The organism is Metabacillus sp. KUDC1714, from assembly GCF_014217835.1.
In the GTDB taxonomy this organism is placed as follows: domain Bacteria; phylum Bacillota; class Bacilli; order Bacillales; family Bacillaceae; genus Metabacillus; species Metabacillus rhizosphaerae.
In genome coordinates this window covers 2,243,278-2,260,113 of record NZ_CP055263.1, presented here as the reverse complement: position 1 = coordinate 2,260,113, position 16,836 = coordinate 2,243,278, and the positions used below count along the sequence as shown (strand labels likewise).

Sequence of the window (16,836 nt, the reverse complement as noted above, 5' to 3'; positions counted from 1 at the left end):
CGTCACCATTAAAATAAGGAAAAAGCTGAGTTTTAAAACAAGTCCCTTTCCTATATGGCCTCGCAAAAGAGCAAGCTCTATTCTAGCCTATAGAAGCTCAACTATCTAATTCGGAAATAGTCTGGTTATGCTAATTAATTAGCGTAGTTCCGTCCCCATTTCTTTCATACTAAAGACTAGCTATCATACAAAGCATCATAACCCAAAAAATACTTACAAGTATATAGCTTAGCCTAAATAGCAAAAAAACTAGACTCCTGGCCTTCAAATAAAAAGAAGGCAGAATTCTAGTCACATGCGCGAACTTATTCTGCCTTCATAGTCAGGTTATTTTCGGTTACCCGGTAGAGACTCTCGAACCATATTTTCGAGGATATATGAAGGATTTATATAATTTTATTTATTCTATCAATCTCTTATACAATGGTCAAGATGATGTCCTTTTAATTAAATTTTCCCACAATTCAACTGATCTTTGCCATTCCTCTTTTGCATTATCTCGACGATACAATGCCTTTTCATAGTTTCTCGTCAATGCTGTCATATGCACAATATTAAAATAACGATCAATATAATGAGCATATTCTCGTAAGGTTTGGCTTTCCTTTCTTTTTATTCCGTAACGATCAAATTGTTTTAATAGTGACTCATATGCTTGGAAAAATACTTCATCATCCGTACGTTTTTTGTATTTATTAATTATAAATTTTGGCAGCCATTTCATTCTAGTTTTATAAATTGCAAAACCAAGTAAAAGAATAAACAAAAGCGTGCCATATAAACTAACACTACCTAATTGAAAGTTAAACAAGCTTAATCCTTTATTGTCTGAGGAGGCAGTTGTTCCTTGCTCTTCCTTCTCAGGTTTTTCTGGTGTTGGTTTTTGCTCTTGTTCCTCTTTTTCAGTACTGGAATCTTCCTCCCCTATCTGATCTTGTTCGACTTCAGTATTCTTATAGTCAAAAGTAAGATCATAAGGATTTACAAAACCTTTAGTTGGTTCAAAAGGAACCCAGCCAACACCATCAAAATAGATTTCAACCCATGAATGGGCATTATTATTTGTAACCTGATATTCCTTTTCAGTACTAGTTACGTTATTAATGAAATCCCCTTCTGTATAACCTTTGACCCATCTTGCAGGGATATCAATTGAACGTAATAAAACAATCATTGATGTTGAAAAGTTATCACAATACCCCTTTAATGTTTCAAATAAAAATTGATCAACATAATCTTGATCTTCCCCTGGGATGGCGACTTCTTCCTTATCATATGTGAATTCAACTGACCCTAAATAATTCTCAATTGCCTTTGCTTGATCGAATTGATTATCTGCATTTGCAGTTAACTGAACTGCAAGATCCCTCACACGGCTAGGTAGTGAATCAGGTAATTGTGTGTATCGTTCAATAAACCCTTCAGGAACATTAGAAAACTTTTGCTCCTTCCTCATTTCATTAAGGGGATATGAAGGGAGTTCATAACCAACTTCATAGGTCATAAACTCCGCCCGTGAACCCTCATCTTCCTGGAAAGGAGTAATTAATTCGGTATTTCGATTAAAATAAAAACCCATATTGTTATCCGTTTGAACAGATGTTATGCCAAGGGGATACATCACATGGAGATGGCGATAGCTTTTATCAATGGTTATTGTCGATTCCAAACTTTTCGTCTCTACTCTATCATCAGTCCAATTTAATTCATCAAGTTTTAGTTCCTCTAGGCTTGCTTCTGGGTCAGATACCTCCCACCCTTTCCCAGTGTAAACGTCTTTCGTTTCAATCCGCCAATAATGTCGATCTGTTGATACATGTGTAAAAACCTCTGTATCGTCCCCGATAAAACCTCCACCAAGCTTCTCATCATTTTGGCTGTAACCAATTTTCTTCAAACCACCTTCATCTTCATCTTCTCGCCCAATAGCTGCAATATATGGGACGGGATCTGGCCATTGCGGCGAAGCCTTCGGTGCTAAAAACGCTAGAAACATTGACAGGAAAATGAAGGCAAATAGTGGTAATATCCAACGGAAGGATGCCATTCCATTCACTTTTAAGTTTTCTATCTTTTTTAGACGATCAAAATAAAGCAAACCAAGCATGAAAAATCCAATTAATACAGTTCGTACAATTGCGAATGTGGCATCATATGGTGTAAAAGTATCTAAAACAGTTATATACAGAAGCGTTAACACAAAGAAAACAAATATACGTTTTTGAAATAGAATCCAATAATGAATCAAGTAAACTAGTAACCATAATAAAATAAAAAACAAGAATGATCTAAAAGAAGGAGTCATAATTTCCCAGTCAACACCTGGAATTAAACTGATATTAAACATAATATCCTTAACTAGCTCTTTTACCCAAAGGAAACTAAAAAACACACCTTCGAAATAGAGACCATGTAGCATAAATAAAATGATAATTATCTTCACTGGAAAAGTAACATACCAACGAGATTTAAAGAAAATAAGTAAGAAACTTATTCCGATAAAGAAAACAAAAATAAACGTATTTGCAGTATCTGTAAATTCTTGAAGTGGTCTTAGCCACTCCCATAACAGCATAAACGCAAATAAGTAATAGACGAAGGCAGTTGCTTTCCCATCATGAGAAATTTGAGTTGTCACGAGCTTTTCACCTCTTTAAACCCTTTATTAGTAGCTAAACTACTAACAACTTTCACTTCAATATGATGCTTTTTCAATCGCTCGATTAAAACAGTCTCTTCTTTTGAGATTTCTTCATGACCTTTTTTAATCATGAACAGTATATACTTTTGCTGCTGTTTCACAAGATATTCGAGTTTACGGACAAAATCTACTGATAGATGGCTAGAAACAATGATATTTGTAACTTGCTTCATTTCCGTTTTCAATAGATCGTTTTGTAAAATAGTTGATAAAGGTTCGTTACTATCACAATCAACTTTTGCAAGATGATACAAAAGTTCCCTACTATGCTGCTCATCAGCATGTAATTGAAAAATATTTTTACTTTTCCCAATTGAAACAAGACCAACACGAGCCCCACTTCTAATAATTGCCCGTATTAAAGAAGCTGTATACGTAATCAACGATTCAAACATAACCGACTTTGTACGATCCAAAATGATGACAACATCATGACTTTGCATCTGTTCAAATTCCTTTGTCATGATTGAGTCTCTTCTCGCAGTAGCTTTCCAATCAATCCAAGCAAACTTATCCCCGGGCTGATACTCCCTAACGCCAACTGCCATCGTCGAATCCTGCCAGTATTTCGCTAAACTAGAGGCAGATCCTTGTTCAAATTGCCTTTGATTTGGATGATAGACTAAACTTACTATTGAGGGGTAAACGAGAAAATAATTCTCCACCTCAAAGAACACCTCTTTTTCAATCATTCCAAAGAGATCTCCCGTTCTAATACGAATCGTGGAAAAATGGTGCTCTCCCCGGGGCATTTGATTTAAAACATAGCTAAAAGAAATTCTTCTTTTAAACCATGGAAAAAAGAGTTTTTTTGGTCCTTCCACCATTTCACTAGCCTGGAGCTTTTCAGAAAGTTCATCCTCAACTAACAGATAAAATAAAGGAAATGGTAATTTTCTTTTTATCGTAATTGTACTAATTAGTGTTTGACCAACAGTAAATTGCTCTTGATTGACGGTTCTAGTAACTTTGAATCCACGAACAGGATATAACATTAACAAAAGTGAGTAAATCGCAAAGGGTAAAAAACTATAGAAGAGAAACCAGCTAACAAATCCACCTTGAAACATCGCATAGCTAAATGCTGCTAATGTGAGAAATATGAGGGAAACAAGCTTCCAACCTGTACTAAATTTCTTGAAGGAATTCAACATTAACGACTTAACGACCTTTGCACCGGCACAGTTGTCCTAATGATAATATCACTTACGATTTCTTCAGCAGTTTTCCCCTCAAATTTTGCTTCTGATCTTAAAATAATCCGATGTGGTAACACATACTGTGCTAAAAATTGAATATCATCTGGAATGATATAATCTCTTCCAGTAATAAAAGCATACGCTTGAGCTGCCTTCATTAGTGCAATTGAAGCACGAGGACTAGCTCCTAAATAAATGGATGGATGCTTTCTTGTTTTTCCAGTAATATCTATTATATAATTCTTAATCGTTTCATCTACGAACACATGCTGAATTTCGTTTTGAAGTTCAACTAATTCCTCTTTTGTAATGACACTATCAATTTTATGAATTGGTCTTTCCTTTTCTGCTAGTGTCAGTACTTCAAATTCTTCGGACTTGGATGGGTAACCCATTCTTAGCTTAAACAAAAATCGATCAAGCTGTGCCTCAGGTAGTGGATACGTACCCTCGTAATCTACTGGGTTTTGTGTTGCCATAACAAAGAAAGGCTTAGCAAGTACTCTTGTTATACCATCAACAGTGATACTTCCCTCTTCCATTCCTTCAAGTAAGGCAGATTGAGTTTTTGGCGACGTACGATTGATTTCATCCGCTAGAATCACATTACCAAAAATAGGCCCCTCCCGAAACTCAAATCTTAATTCCTTAGGATTATAGATCGACACACCTGTTACATCTGACGGGAGTAAATCTGGAGTAAACTGAATTCGTTTAAACTCTACCCCTACCGATTTTGCAAGTGCACGAACCATCATCGTTTTCCCTACACCAGGAACATCTTCAAGTAAAACATGACCATTTGCAAGTAACGCCACAAGACTTAATACGCTAACATCTCTCTTTCCAATCATTACATTTTCAATATTTTCAATAACTCGTCTGAGTTTTGGATGCATTTCTTCAATATGAGACATGATTTTCCTCCTAGGGTGAGTTTCTACCTTACTTCCTATTATAGTATTCTGAGAAACTTATCAAAACCCTTTTGCATTAACAATACTTTCTAGATTTTAAAATAAAAAAGGGCTTCTCGTTGTTCAGTGAACTGTTGAGAAACCTATTTATTGCTTTAGTGATATTTATTTTTTCCAAACTAAGGATGTACATTAACGACCTAGATAAAACTTGTTAGAATTTTTATGTTTTATAAATCAATTATTTTGTTAGTTGATTTCGATCTTCAATCTGTGGTGGTTCTTCCATCCAGCCATTTTTGATCATAATTTTCCCACCATCTTGAGCGAAAGTGAAAATATCTTTTGCAATAAAGGCCATTTTTGTCGGTAAGTCACTTCGTAAACTAAATGCACCGCCTAATGCATTACTCCCGAGACCAAATGAAGCTAATAAACTGGTGTTATACATCATCAATTTATCAGAAAATGGTGCTGTTTTTGATGTTGTTGCTTTTCCTGCATGAGTAGCTGGGGGTTCAATAAAGCTTTCGCGTAAAAATTCACCTAGATCGATTTCAATTTTTTTTGATAATTTCATTCCTTTTGCCAGAAAGTCTTGGACCTCTTGATCAGAAGCAACTTGAGCAAAGCCAATCATTAATTGCATCCCTACAAGGTTTGTTTCAACAGCATGATGGATAAGAGAAACTTCAACTGTATTCAAAGATCTCTTTTCACTAAACCATAACCCACCCATATAATTTTTATCTTGTACAAAATTAACCTCTTTTGGCATTGTTACAAAAGGTGGACGTGCCAGAACCCCTTTTTCTAATAGGAATTGTGTTGCTTGGCTGTTCACCGCTTGAGATTCCGACGTCAAACTAATAAAAAAATCTTCAATATCTTTTCGGTAGGACATGCCTGTAAAAAGTGCATAAAGACTCATTTCCACTTTAGTCATCATATGCAAATACATGATATCGAACATGTAATCATACAACTTCGGAACACCGTTATGTACATCGCTTGCTGTAAAACCAATAGGAACGACTGCGCCTTCTTGTTGTAAAATACTTGTAATCATCTCTATATTATTTAAAGCACTATTATAATGCGATTGTAAAAGCTGCTTTTCTTCATCTGAGGCATGCTCTATAAAATGCTCCAATACTCTGACGATCATGGTTTTTTCTTGATAAGCCATCCATAGGTTAGCTAATTCAGATGAAGTGATAGGCGCTGGCCTTGAAGTCATATTAAAACCTCCTAGTTTTTTCTTAATGTAACCATTGAGATCAATTTTATGAATCAATATTTTCGCCCAACGTCACAAACTTCCTAGAAGATTAAAATGATAATAAAAATATGTATAATAGAAGTTGATCACATTAGTAAATGAAAAGTGTTTCCATCTTTCACTAAAAAAATGCCTATGATCAAAAGTATGGGCAATTTTTATAATAGAGATTTTAAAAATTTTGTATTATTCTCTTATAAATCCCCTTCATTACTTTTGATACATAGAACTTTCCACCTCTTTAATACTCGGCAGTGCTTCAATTGCTCCTATTTTTGTACAAACGAGAGCTCCAATCTTATTCGCATAAGCCACAATATCACGTAGCTGCTCAAAATCTTTATAAATAGATTTAATATACTTAGTTTTCGTTAACCTGAATAAGGTCGCACCTACAAAGGCGTCTCCTGCTCCTGTAGAATCAATTGATGTAACAGGAATGCTTTCTACAATTTCATTTCTATTGCCATTAGACAGCAGTGTTCCTCTTTTACCTAGGGTAACCGCAATAATCTTTGCTCCAAGTGCATGAAGGATATTAACACCTTCTTCATAATCTTTAGTACCTGTGATTATCTCCAGCTCCTCATCACTTACCTTAACAAAGTCACTTAAAGCAATTGCCTTTTTAGCGATTGTGACAAACACAAGGGATCTCCCCGCCCATAAATCGCCTCGATAGTTAGGATCAAAAGATATAAATTGCCCCTCATCTTTCGCATTAGAAATGAGATTTAAATAGGTTGTACAAAATGGATCTGATAACATAGCCGTAGCCGAACCAAAATGGAGAATCTTAGATTGACTTACTTTATCCTGATCAATATCACCTAATGTTAACAATGCATCTGCTCCCCTATGGAATACAAAGTCACGATCTCCATTTTTCTTTAATGAAACAAAAGCTAGTGTTGTTGTTGCTTTCTCATCCATAACAAGCATAGAGGTATCTACGTTTACAGCTTCTAATGTTTGTTTCAAGAAATAGCCAAAGGGATCCTTACCTACTTTTCCGCTAAAGGAGGCGTCTCCTCCTAATTTTGCAATAGCAGCTGAAACATTGGCCGGTGCACCACCAGCACTTTTTAAAAATTGGCTTCCCTCTATTAAATCAACGTCAATATCAGTACAAAAAAATCAATTAATAACTCTCCAACACATACAACTGAAAGATTTTCACTACTATTTTGCACATATATCACACTCTTTTACTTAATCTAAATTTATGTTAGTCCAAGAAAGATTTACGTCACTAGTTAATGAATGAATAACGATATTCACTCCTAGTTAGACCTTTGCTCCAACTCTGAAATCATTTTTTTATATCCCTTTTCAGTTATAGGATAGAAGCAAATAATTACAATCGAAAGTAAAATAAAAAGTCCAGGTATCAATGCATTCATATTTTTAATAGCGTTTAGTGAAGTTACTGTTTGCTCAGCATTAGGAACATATCCTGCTATTCCTAAATAAATGGCAGAGAACGACCCAGCAAGTGCAACTCCTAATTTATTCGTAAAACTCATACTGGAAATCACAACTCCATCTGCCCGAACTCCAGTTTTCCATTCAGCATAATCGACACAATCTGCAATCATCCCCCAAGCGAGCGTATTCAATGGAGTAGTAAAGAATCCCGAAGCAAATAACCAAATTAAAATAAGCGTGATTGAAGAATAGGGAGTAAAATGTAGCCCGACGTACGAAACAAGAGAGATAGCAGCCGAGATAATCATCACGTTCTTTCTACCCCATTTTTCAGAAATTACAGGGATAAATACGTTACTAATTAACGCTGCACCAAAGAATAGAACGGTTCCAAAAAACACCAATTCCTTTTGATCAACATTGTACGTAAAGTAGTAAACCATTGTACTGAGCTTAATATTAAACCCAATAGCGAACGCTAAAAATGATGAAGCTAGAATTAACAAAGGCTTGTTTTTAATCAAAACAGATAAAGTCATTTTCATTCCATGTTTCTTGCTCTTTTTAGGAACGATCCGCTCTCGTACTGTAATAAAGCTAAAGAGATTCAAAACGATACTTACAATAGCGTAGACTAGAGCAGTCATCTGAAATCCAAGTGCTTGGTTCTCGCCACCTAGAGCTGTTGCTAGTGGTGTTGCACACGCAATGGAAAGGAGGATCCCAATATAAACCAATATCATTCGAGTGGTAGTTAATACTGTTCTTTCCTGCACATCGTTCGTAATCCGTCCTGTTAAGCTGTTAACTGGAATCGTTTGCATACTAAAGGACATGCCGAGTAAAATATAAGTAATGTACGCATAGATAATGTTTCCAGTTGGTCCAAATTGAGGAGTGGTAAAACACAAGAAAGTGAATAATGCAAAAGGAAGTGAAACCCACAACAAATATGGCCTTGCTCTCCCCCATCTAGTGTTGGTTTTATCTAAAATGACACCCATGATAGGATCAAAAATAGCATCTAAAACCCTTACTACCAAGAATAAGGTTGCGATAACCGCGGGATGAATACCACCGACGTCAGTATAATAGAATAGTAGATATGCATTAACAAATTGGAAAACAATATTATACGACATATCACCAAGTCCATATCCAATTCGTTCTAACCAGGATAAACTAGCTCTAGAGTTGGTTTTATTTTTGTCTTTAGACTTCGTTACTACTAATTGTTCTGCTTCTATCATCGTTTATACCTCCAGAATCCGGTTTCAATAATAAGTGTTATTGGAAGTATTCAAGTCTATAATGGAATTGTGAACAAAAATCAATGTCATCAATTCCTCTTCCTATAATAGAACTCATCTACAACACAAACGGATTGATTTAGTTATTAGTTATTCTTCTATCGATATCAAATCCGCTCCAAGAGAGTTAAACCGCTTTCTAATGTTAGAGATTTACTCTAGTTTCTTTTAATTGTTGGGGGTATGAAGAATAGCCCCCTAGTTTATAGATTTATTCATCCTTATCTCAGTATTAGTCATTTGGATTTACAATAACTTTTAAACACTCATTCTTAAAATTGAGTGCACGTTCCATTGCTTCGCGAGTGTCTGCTAACGAATATCTATCCGTCACAAGATGCTTAGTGTCAACGATACCAGAAGCGAGGAAATTGATCCCTTTTGGGTATGTGTTAGCATACCGAAAGATGCCATAAATATCTATCTCATTGTCCGCGATGAGTGGTACATTAAGCGGGATTTCATTCTGAGCAGGTAGCCCCACAATAGCAAGCTTTCCACCACGACGAACGGAAGCTAACGCGGATTGAAGCGCTACTGGATTTCCAGCTGTTTCCCAAGCAACATCAACTCCTATACCATTTGTGATGTTTTTGATTTCAATAAGTGGATCCTGTTCCCGAATATTAATAACATGAGTTGCACCCATTTGTTTTGCAGCCTCAAGCCGTAATGGCTCCAAGTCAGTCACAATGATTTTGCTTGCTCCAAACGCTTTGGCTGCTGCAACAGCCGTTAGACCAACCGGGCCCATTCCCATAATCGCAATTGTTGATCCCGGTTGAAGCTTCGTTCTCATTGCTGCATGAATCCCAACAGAAAAGGGCTCTATTAGGGCAGCATCTTCATAGGTAAGATTATCAGGGATTGAAAAGACAAAGTCTTGTCGCATTTTTATATATTGTACAAACGCGCCGTCAACTGGTGGTGTTGCCAAAAACTCCACATCTGGACAAAGGTTATAACGTCCCTCTTTGCACGCTTCACAGTGTCCGCAGGTTACACCTGGTTCAACAGCAACGCGATCGCCGATTTTAAAGTTATTAACAGAAGATCCAACCGCAGCTATCTCTCCTGAGCACTCATGGCCAAGGATAATTGGTTTCTCCACTACGTATTTACCAATTCTACCATGGGTATAATAATGTAAATCCGAACCACATATGCCAACTGCCATCACCTTAATCAAAACTTCATTATGATCGATTTGGGGTACAGGCAATGTTTCAATACTAATTTCTCTTGTGCTGTGCATAACAGCTGCTTTCATGGTTTTAGGTACTGTGTTATTCATCTGTAATTTCCTTTCTTTTATAAAATTTCTATAATACTGTAATAAAACGCTTTAATTAGAATTAATTTTCATTCGAAGTATTCCGATGTAAGTGTATACATTTCAGAATATCCCCTGTCACAAACTAATTCTACATTCTCACCTGAAGGTTCAGTAGCTTTTTATACTGTATAAAAGTACAGTTACACTGTACTTTTTTGATTTTTCATATACAAATAGACATGAATTGATAAAATAAAGAGTAAAGGAGGTGTGTAGATTATGGCAGAACTTGAAGACCAGAAAAAGTTTGCAGAATTGTTATCATCTGGTGTGAAGTCATTAAAGCTCCATCCTGAATATAAGATCAGCAGGATAAAAAACGAAAAAATTTCAGCAGGACAATCTTATTTAGATAAAATCGCTGCTTATCTGGGGGTATCTTCTAACACCATTAAAAGCTGGCTAGGGCAAATGGGCCAAAAATATATTCCTGGGCGGATTGACGACGGAAAACTATTCGGCATTATCTGGATCATTCTTGAAAAAAGTGACATGAATATACAGTGGTTTACAAAAATACTGGAGACGACTACCATCCCTGTCATAAAACCTGCATTACCTGTGTGGGTAGCTTCATGCCTTAAAAAAGCAAAAACGTTACAAAATGATAAGACCTTCGGTGCACCGCTTGATGAAGATATTGAGATCGTCATGAAACGATTGTTTGATATGTCAAATTATGAAAATAGTACAAGTAAGGAACAACCATTGATACATAACTTACCAACACGTTGGTCAGGGAACTTCATCGGACGGAAATTTGACTTGGAGGCTATCCAGCAGTGGATGCTTTCTCCCTCCCCAGTATGTTTAATTACCGGATGGGCTGGAATGGGAAAAACGACGATAGCACTTGAAGTAGCATACTCCTGTACTGGGAATCCCTTTGGAGAATCTATTCGTGCCGACGTAGGTTGGCCAACATTTAGTTGTATCATTTGGGTCAGTGCTGATTGGAAAGGGATAACCTTTAGCGATTTCTTAAATACAATCGCCTATCAGCTTGGACGCGTTGAACAAATAGATAAATCGATTAATGAAAAACGTTTTGTTGTACGTAATGCATTAGCAAATTACTCTAGGGAAGAACCAGTATTGCTCATTGTAGACAGCATTGATACTGCTGATCGCGAAATTCACGAATTCATTACCAACCTACCTCAAGGTGTAAAAGTAATCCTAACATCTCGTGAGAACTTAAACCAAAAATATAGAGAAGTTTTTCAGGAAATGGCTACCATTCAACTAATGGGTCTTGAAAAAGCTGAAGCACTTGATTTTCTATCCTACGAAGTGCATCGTTATTTAAAAACGTGTAATTCTCCAAACAAACGAGAAAAGATGGAACAGTTATTGAATATCTCCCCTGAAATTCAGCACCAGCTAATTTTGGCGACTGCCGGTAATCCTAAAGCTATGGCGCTTAGCATTGCCTACATTGCAGATGATGACATTCCTGCAAAACAACTTATTCGGGATCTAGGTAAAGCTGGCTACTCACTGTTAGAATTATTTGATTTCCTTTTCGGACGAACATGGAATCGATGTGATGAAGATACCCGACGTCTATGGCAAGTGCTGTGCTTTTTTAGTAAACCTCCTGATGAAGAGAGTTGGGCTGCAGCCGCGGGATTAGATGCTCGGAATTTTCGTTATGCTGTTGAACAGATGCGGACCTATGCACTGATTCAACCAGAGCGTATAGAGGGAAAAATACATTATTTTGGACATCAAACCGTTGTTGCATATGGCGAACAACACCTGTCCGAAAATCAAGAGTTTAAGAAGGAAGCACGCAATCGATGGGGACAATATTATATCAACTATTTAGAAACTCATTTAAAACGAGAGCAACCAAATTCTATTTATTGGAGTTATTTGCTTGGTCGAGATTTGGAGCAAATGAAAAAAGAATGGCCAAACATACTTAAGGTCATAAAGTGGGCAAGTGAAACTGGACAAAAGGAGCTATTAATTGAACTGGTAACCCGTATTAGTCACTTTTTAAGCCGGATTAACTTGCCGTTACGGATCGAATTTGGACTTAAAGCTGCTGATTACGCCAATCAATTGGGTAAAAATACGCTAGAAGCCTTTTTTCGAATTGACACAGTAGGCTGGGCACTTATGGAGGTTAATGACTCGGATGGAGCCCTACTTCAAATAGAAAGTGGGCTTAAGATACTAGAGCAATTGAATTCGCACCACACGGATGTCTACGATTTAAAGGTTTGGGGACTCGCATTAAAATCGAAACTGTTTTTAAAAGTAGGCAATTCAGAGAAAGCAGAAGCTATTCTAGAGGAAGTAAAAAATATATCGACTACCCCGATTATTCAACATAGAGTTTTATTAGTTCGTGGAGACCTTTGCTTATTGCGTAGAAAAGATGAAGAGGCAATCCAATTATACGAAGCGGCCAATGAAATCAGCACAATGTATGGCGGCGAAAAAACCATTGAAGCATATTTTAATCTAGGTATCGCATATGTGAATTGTAACGAATTTGAGAAAGCAGAAGCCACTTTTAATCATATTCTTTATGACAAAAATAAAGCGAATCAGATTGAGTTAATCTATTATCATTATGGAATTGCCCTATTGTTATCACGCAAAGGAGATTATACAAAAGCACAAAAATCAAATCAAAAGGCTATCAACCTTATCGATTCATGGGAACCAACCATTAGTATTCGAAAAGAAGTGGAACTGCTTAATGAGTTCATTGAAAATAGTTAAATAGAAGCCATAATTATAGCATTTTTAGGCGATTCTTTATGGTTTTATCTCTTAAAATCAAATTTAGTTTTAACAACTTTCAAGGCATGAGTTCAATATCGGAATAGACTCATGCTTTTTTATATTTACAATAAAAGAGATTTAGTGTGTTTAGATAATATAATTTTTAATACTACCATTGAAGATTTATAGGTTAACTCCTGAAAAATCCCCACCCAACACTATTTTTTCACCTTTAAGAATGGATGACTTTGTAATGAGATACGGGCAGAACCTGTATAATTCACTAGCCAAACTCCTAAAAGCACTAAAATGATTCCGATCAATGTAATAGCATTCAAATCTTCGTTTAAAAATAGTATTCCTGACAGAGTACCAACTACGGGTACAATTAGCAAAGAAATTGATGCTTTACTGGCTTCCATTTTAGAAAGAATATGAGACCATATAACAAAAGCTAATGCAGAGGCCAAAATCCCGGAATATAAAAGGTATACTACAGCCATAAGACTCCAATGTGACTGGCCATGTTCAAAACTAATTGAATACATAAACAAGCCAATAGCTCCCGCTCCCATTTGCCATGTAGTAAATTGAACAGTGTCACAGCCTTGCAATTTCTTTTTGAATATTAAACTTGATAGCGCCCATGTTACTGCAGAGCTTAACGCAAGAATGGGAGCCCATATATTTCCTCCAAACTGAATATCCATTGCTAAAAACAACCCTACTATTCCAATCGAGATTCCAATGATTTTACTTACAGTCAATTTTTCTCCAGGAATGAAATAATTTGCCATAAGTGAAAGAAACAATGGCATACTATAGGTTAAAACAGAAGTAAGCCCCGCGCTTATATAATTTAATGAAATTTGGATAGCAATGTTAAAATAAGTTGTCTGCAGAAAGCCGCAGAGAATATACCATTTAAGTTCCCGTTTACCTGGCAGCGGGATTTTTTTAATATAGGTTAACCCAAAAAGTACAATTGCCCCAAGCAAAAACCGAAAGGCTGCAAACAAAACAGGTGGGAACACATCATTGCCCAGCTTCATAATAACAAAATTAAAACCCCATACAATACATAAAAAAAGCATCAATCTATTCATTCATGATTCCCCCCGTGTCATTAGAACAATATATCTAACGATAATAAAAAATTCAAATTTGACACTTTTCCATTTAAAATACAACTCTATTCAAAATATTTTAGAACTTTCTAGAACTTTTTAGACTCTCTATACCTCGGAAGCAAATTCCCTTCACACTTAAGTACACCTAATTATATAAAACAATTTATGTTAAAATAAATGATACTTTCAAGGATGTTGAGAGCAAATCAATTCAGTAATGATTTACTCTCTACCTTCTAATTTACAAATCAGGTAAAGCTTAGGAGTGTATTTAGTCATGAACAAAAAAGACATAGCTCAGATTCGAAAACAATTCAAAATAAATAATGATTTACTCAAGATCTCCGAAATTTTTAATGTATATATTATGAAGGAATCAAGTGACATTTATCATCACCAAAGTCAACCTTTTGAAATGCTTGACCAAGATCAACAAGAGTTATTTTTGAATAACTTTAAAAAATTACTTGCCGGCCAATTGGATGAAAAGCTCTTTGAATTAAAGTTTCAACGTGATGCTGAAAATAACAGTCAGCTAATTTTGCATCAAGGATTACTCAGCGATTTGGACGGTTGGAAAGAGCAAATGTTAAAAATTGTAGGAAAAATGCTTGTAAATCAACAATACGAGATGGATATTGTCATTACATTCATTCGTGGTGAATATTTAAAGCCAACAAAACGAAAAAATGAAGAGGCTGAGATAAGTGAACGAGATACCGTTTACTCCCATCCATTCATTCTGTGCAGTCTAAATAATACACAAGAACCAAAAAAAGAATTGCTTTTTGACTATGTCGAGAGAGAGTTCAAGTACAGTTTTGTTGTCGACCCAATTATTAACCTTAATGCTCCAATCGCCGGTTTTCTATTTCCTTGTTTTACCGATAATGTAGCAGATGTCAACCACATTCTGTATTCATCTGGAAAGGTACATGAGCCGGATCACCAATTCATCGAGGAAGTTTTAAATGGCGAAGAAACAATGACTGCAAAAGATGACAAAATTGTTTTTGAGGAAATTATTAAAGAAGCAACAGGAGATCAATTAAATACATCTACTCTTTCTAATGTGTATGAAGAGATTAACCGTATGATAGAAGAAAATGAAGAAGAAGAACAACCAAAATTAGACTCCAAAGACATTGAACGTGTTTTAAAGATAAGCGGCCTTGAAGATATAAATGGGGAAAAGGTAGAAACAGCCTTCCAAAAAGTAATTGATGATGACAAATATGAGTTAAAAGCAAGTAGCGTCATCCCGAAATATACTTCAAAATCAATTAAAATCAACACGAAAATAGCGAACATTTCTATTAGTCCACAAGATTTAAGATACGTCAAACAAGTTCATTTAAGTGGTAAACGCTACCTCATGATTGAAGTGGAAGAAGATACTGTCATTGAAGGCTTCACGATGATTCCAGAAGCTTTTGGTGGGAACTAAATAAACAAGATTTGTTGGTTACAATGCGAACTAAAGAATGGCACGGTTCTGAAGTTTCTTTCTTGGTTAAAGGAAGAAGCTTTAGAACCTTCTTTTGTGAGCAACCAAAAATCTTAAAAGAAATTTTCTTCAGATGATTGAATTTTTTAAAATTAACAGATACTTACCTCTCAGAGAGTTAATTTCACAAGCTGTTTTATAAAATTAAGCAAAAAAGCGATTAGCTTGTTTAAGCATGCTTCCATTAACGTTCTAAAATACCTAAATAGCCATGAAGCTTGCAAATTGGCTAATAGTTAAGTCCGATCATATGCTTTAGGAGGTGATTCCATCCACCCTTTATCAATTAAAATATTTGCACCATCATCAACAAACAATCCTATGTTTATGAGAGTTCTTCCATATAACATTGCTATATCTCTTCTTCCATTTACCGCTAGTGAATTTCCAAACGACCTTATTTTCATGGAGAACATGTCAACCTTATGAAATAACATTATTTTATCGGAAAAAGGTGGATATGTAGACGTTGTGACTAAATGGTCGATAAATGACGGTGATAATAGGTTTTCTTTATGAAGTTTTTCCATATACTGCTTAACTGCTTTATCAGTCATGTCTAAACCTCGTTTAAACAAAGCCTTTATCTTTTCATCCTTAACGATCTGATGAAATCCCAATAATAATGCCTTACTTGTTGTGTTATTTTCAATGTTATCATAAAGATGAGTAATTTCTAATGCATGTAATGGTCGGATATCACCAACAAAACCCTTTAAGTAATTCTGTTTTTGAATATAATCAGTTCCTTCAGGTGTTGGAATAATAGGAGGCTTTGAAATTAATTTCTTTTCAAATAAAACCTCATTTATCTGCCCCAAGAAGATAGTTGTAGATTGCATACAATAAACAAAAAATTCTCTTATATCTTCCCTCATTACTAATGGAATTGCTACGGCGTAAATACTAAGCCCTGCCTTAGCTGCATATTTCAAATAGTGTACATAAAATACATCTTCGTATAAACGTGGGGCACCTAGATTTACATCATCATTAGTGAATCCTACAGGTATTGGGAAATTACCTTTTTTAAAAAAACCTTCTATCCTCTGTATAAAATCCCTACTTAATGCTATACCATTTTCCAATAGCGTCTTAATATATTCATCATTGCAATGTTGAAGAAAATAATTTAGGATTTGAATAGACATGCTGTTTCCATTATAAGTAGCCCAAAGTTTACCCATTTCAACTGATGTTAAAGATTGAGATTCATCTAATTCTTTTGTGCTTAAATTAATGGGTTTTAAAATATCCATTGGATTTAAATCCATCAGTAATCCC

General features: G+C 35.6%; 10 protein-coding genes, 1 pseudogene and 1 riboswitch. Of the genes and pseudogenes, 2 read left to right on the top strand and 9 right to left on the bottom strand.

Annotated features, from left to right (window positions below; genetic code table 11):
• Positions 1–299 precede the first annotated feature (299 nt).
• Positions 300–401: riboswitch (purine riboswitch) on the bottom strand.
• Between the two features lie 26 nt (positions 402–427).
• From HUW50_RS10825 to HUW50_RS10795, 7 genes and pseudogenes are all read right to left on the bottom strand, one after another.
• Positions 428–2,638 carry a transglutaminase TgpA family protein gene (locus HUW50_RS10825; protein ID WP_066335644.1) on the bottom strand — a complete coding sequence of 737 codons (2,211 nt, stop codon included), beginning with the start codon at positions 2,636–2,638 and terminating at the stop codon, positions 428–430.
• The gene (locus HUW50_RS10820; RefSeq protein ID WP_066335647.1) at positions 2,635–3,855 is read right to left on the bottom strand and encodes a DUF58 domain-containing protein; all 1,221 of its coding nucleotides are present in this window, start codon (positions 3,853–3,855) and stop codon (positions 2,635–2,637) included. The genes HUW50_RS10825 and HUW50_RS10820 overlap by 4 nt, the downstream gene beginning before the upstream one ends.
• Complete coding sequence (locus HUW50_RS10815) at positions 3,855–4,817, bottom strand: AAA family ATPase (RefSeq protein WP_066335648.1); 963 nt, start codon at positions 4,815–4,817, stop codon at positions 3,855–3,857. The genes HUW50_RS10820 and HUW50_RS10815 overlap by 1 nt, the downstream gene beginning before the upstream one ends.
• Before the next feature lie 241 nt (positions 4,818–5,058).
• Positions 5,059–6,057, bottom strand: a complete 999-nt coding sequence (locus HUW50_RS10810; RefSeq protein WP_066335649.1) for a DUF3231 family protein — start codon at positions 6,055–6,057, stop codon at positions 5,059–5,061.
• Positions 6,058–6,309: 252 nt separating this feature from the next.
• Positions 6,310–7,292 (bottom strand): annotated as a pseudogene (locus HUW50_RS10805) (carbohydrate kinase family protein).
• Positions 7,293–7,382: 90 nt separating this feature from the next.
• Positions 7,383–8,777, bottom strand: coding sequence for an MFS transporter (locus HUW50_RS10800; protein ID WP_066335661.1), 1,395 nt, complete (start codon positions 8,775–8,777; stop codon positions 7,383–7,385).
• Positions 8,778–9,069: 292 nt separating this feature from the next.
• A complete protein-coding gene (locus tag HUW50_RS10795) occupies positions 9,070–10,131 on the bottom strand; it encodes an NAD(P)-dependent alcohol dehydrogenase (RefSeq protein WP_066335665.1) in 1,062 nt (353 codons plus the stop codon).
• Between the two features lie 261 nt (positions 10,132–10,392).
• Here HUW50_RS10795 and HUW50_RS10790 point away from each other — a divergent pair, with 261 nt between their 5' ends.
• Complete coding sequence (locus tag HUW50_RS10790; protein WP_185653899.1) at positions 10,393–12,912, top strand: tetratricopeptide repeat protein; 2,520 nt, start codon at positions 10,393–10,395, stop codon at positions 12,910–12,912.
• Between the two features lie 221 nt (positions 12,913–13,133).
• On the opposite strand, the gene HUW50_RS10785 is transcribed toward HUW50_RS10790, so the two are convergent.
• Positions 13,134–14,021 carry a DMT family transporter gene (locus tag HUW50_RS10785; protein ID WP_185653898.1) on the bottom strand — a complete coding sequence of 296 codons (888 nt, stop codon included), beginning with the start codon at positions 14,019–14,021 and terminating at the stop codon, positions 13,134–13,136.
• 301 nt (positions 14,022–14,322) lie between these two features.
• Between HUW50_RS10785 and HUW50_RS10780 the strand changes: the two genes are divergently transcribed.
• Positions 14,323–15,492, top strand: coding sequence for a DUF4317 domain-containing protein (locus tag HUW50_RS10780; protein WP_066335675.1), 1,170 nt, complete (start codon positions 14,323–14,325; stop codon positions 15,490–15,492).
• 296 nt (positions 15,493–15,788) lie between these two features.
• Here the strand turns inward: HUW50_RS10780 and HUW50_RS10775 are convergent, their stop codons facing one another.
• Positions 15,789–16,811, bottom strand: coding sequence for a DUF3231 family protein (locus tag HUW50_RS10775; protein WP_066335725.1), 1,023 nt, complete (start codon positions 16,809–16,811; stop codon positions 15,789–15,791).
• Between the last annotated feature and the right edge of the window lie 25 nt (positions 16,812–16,836).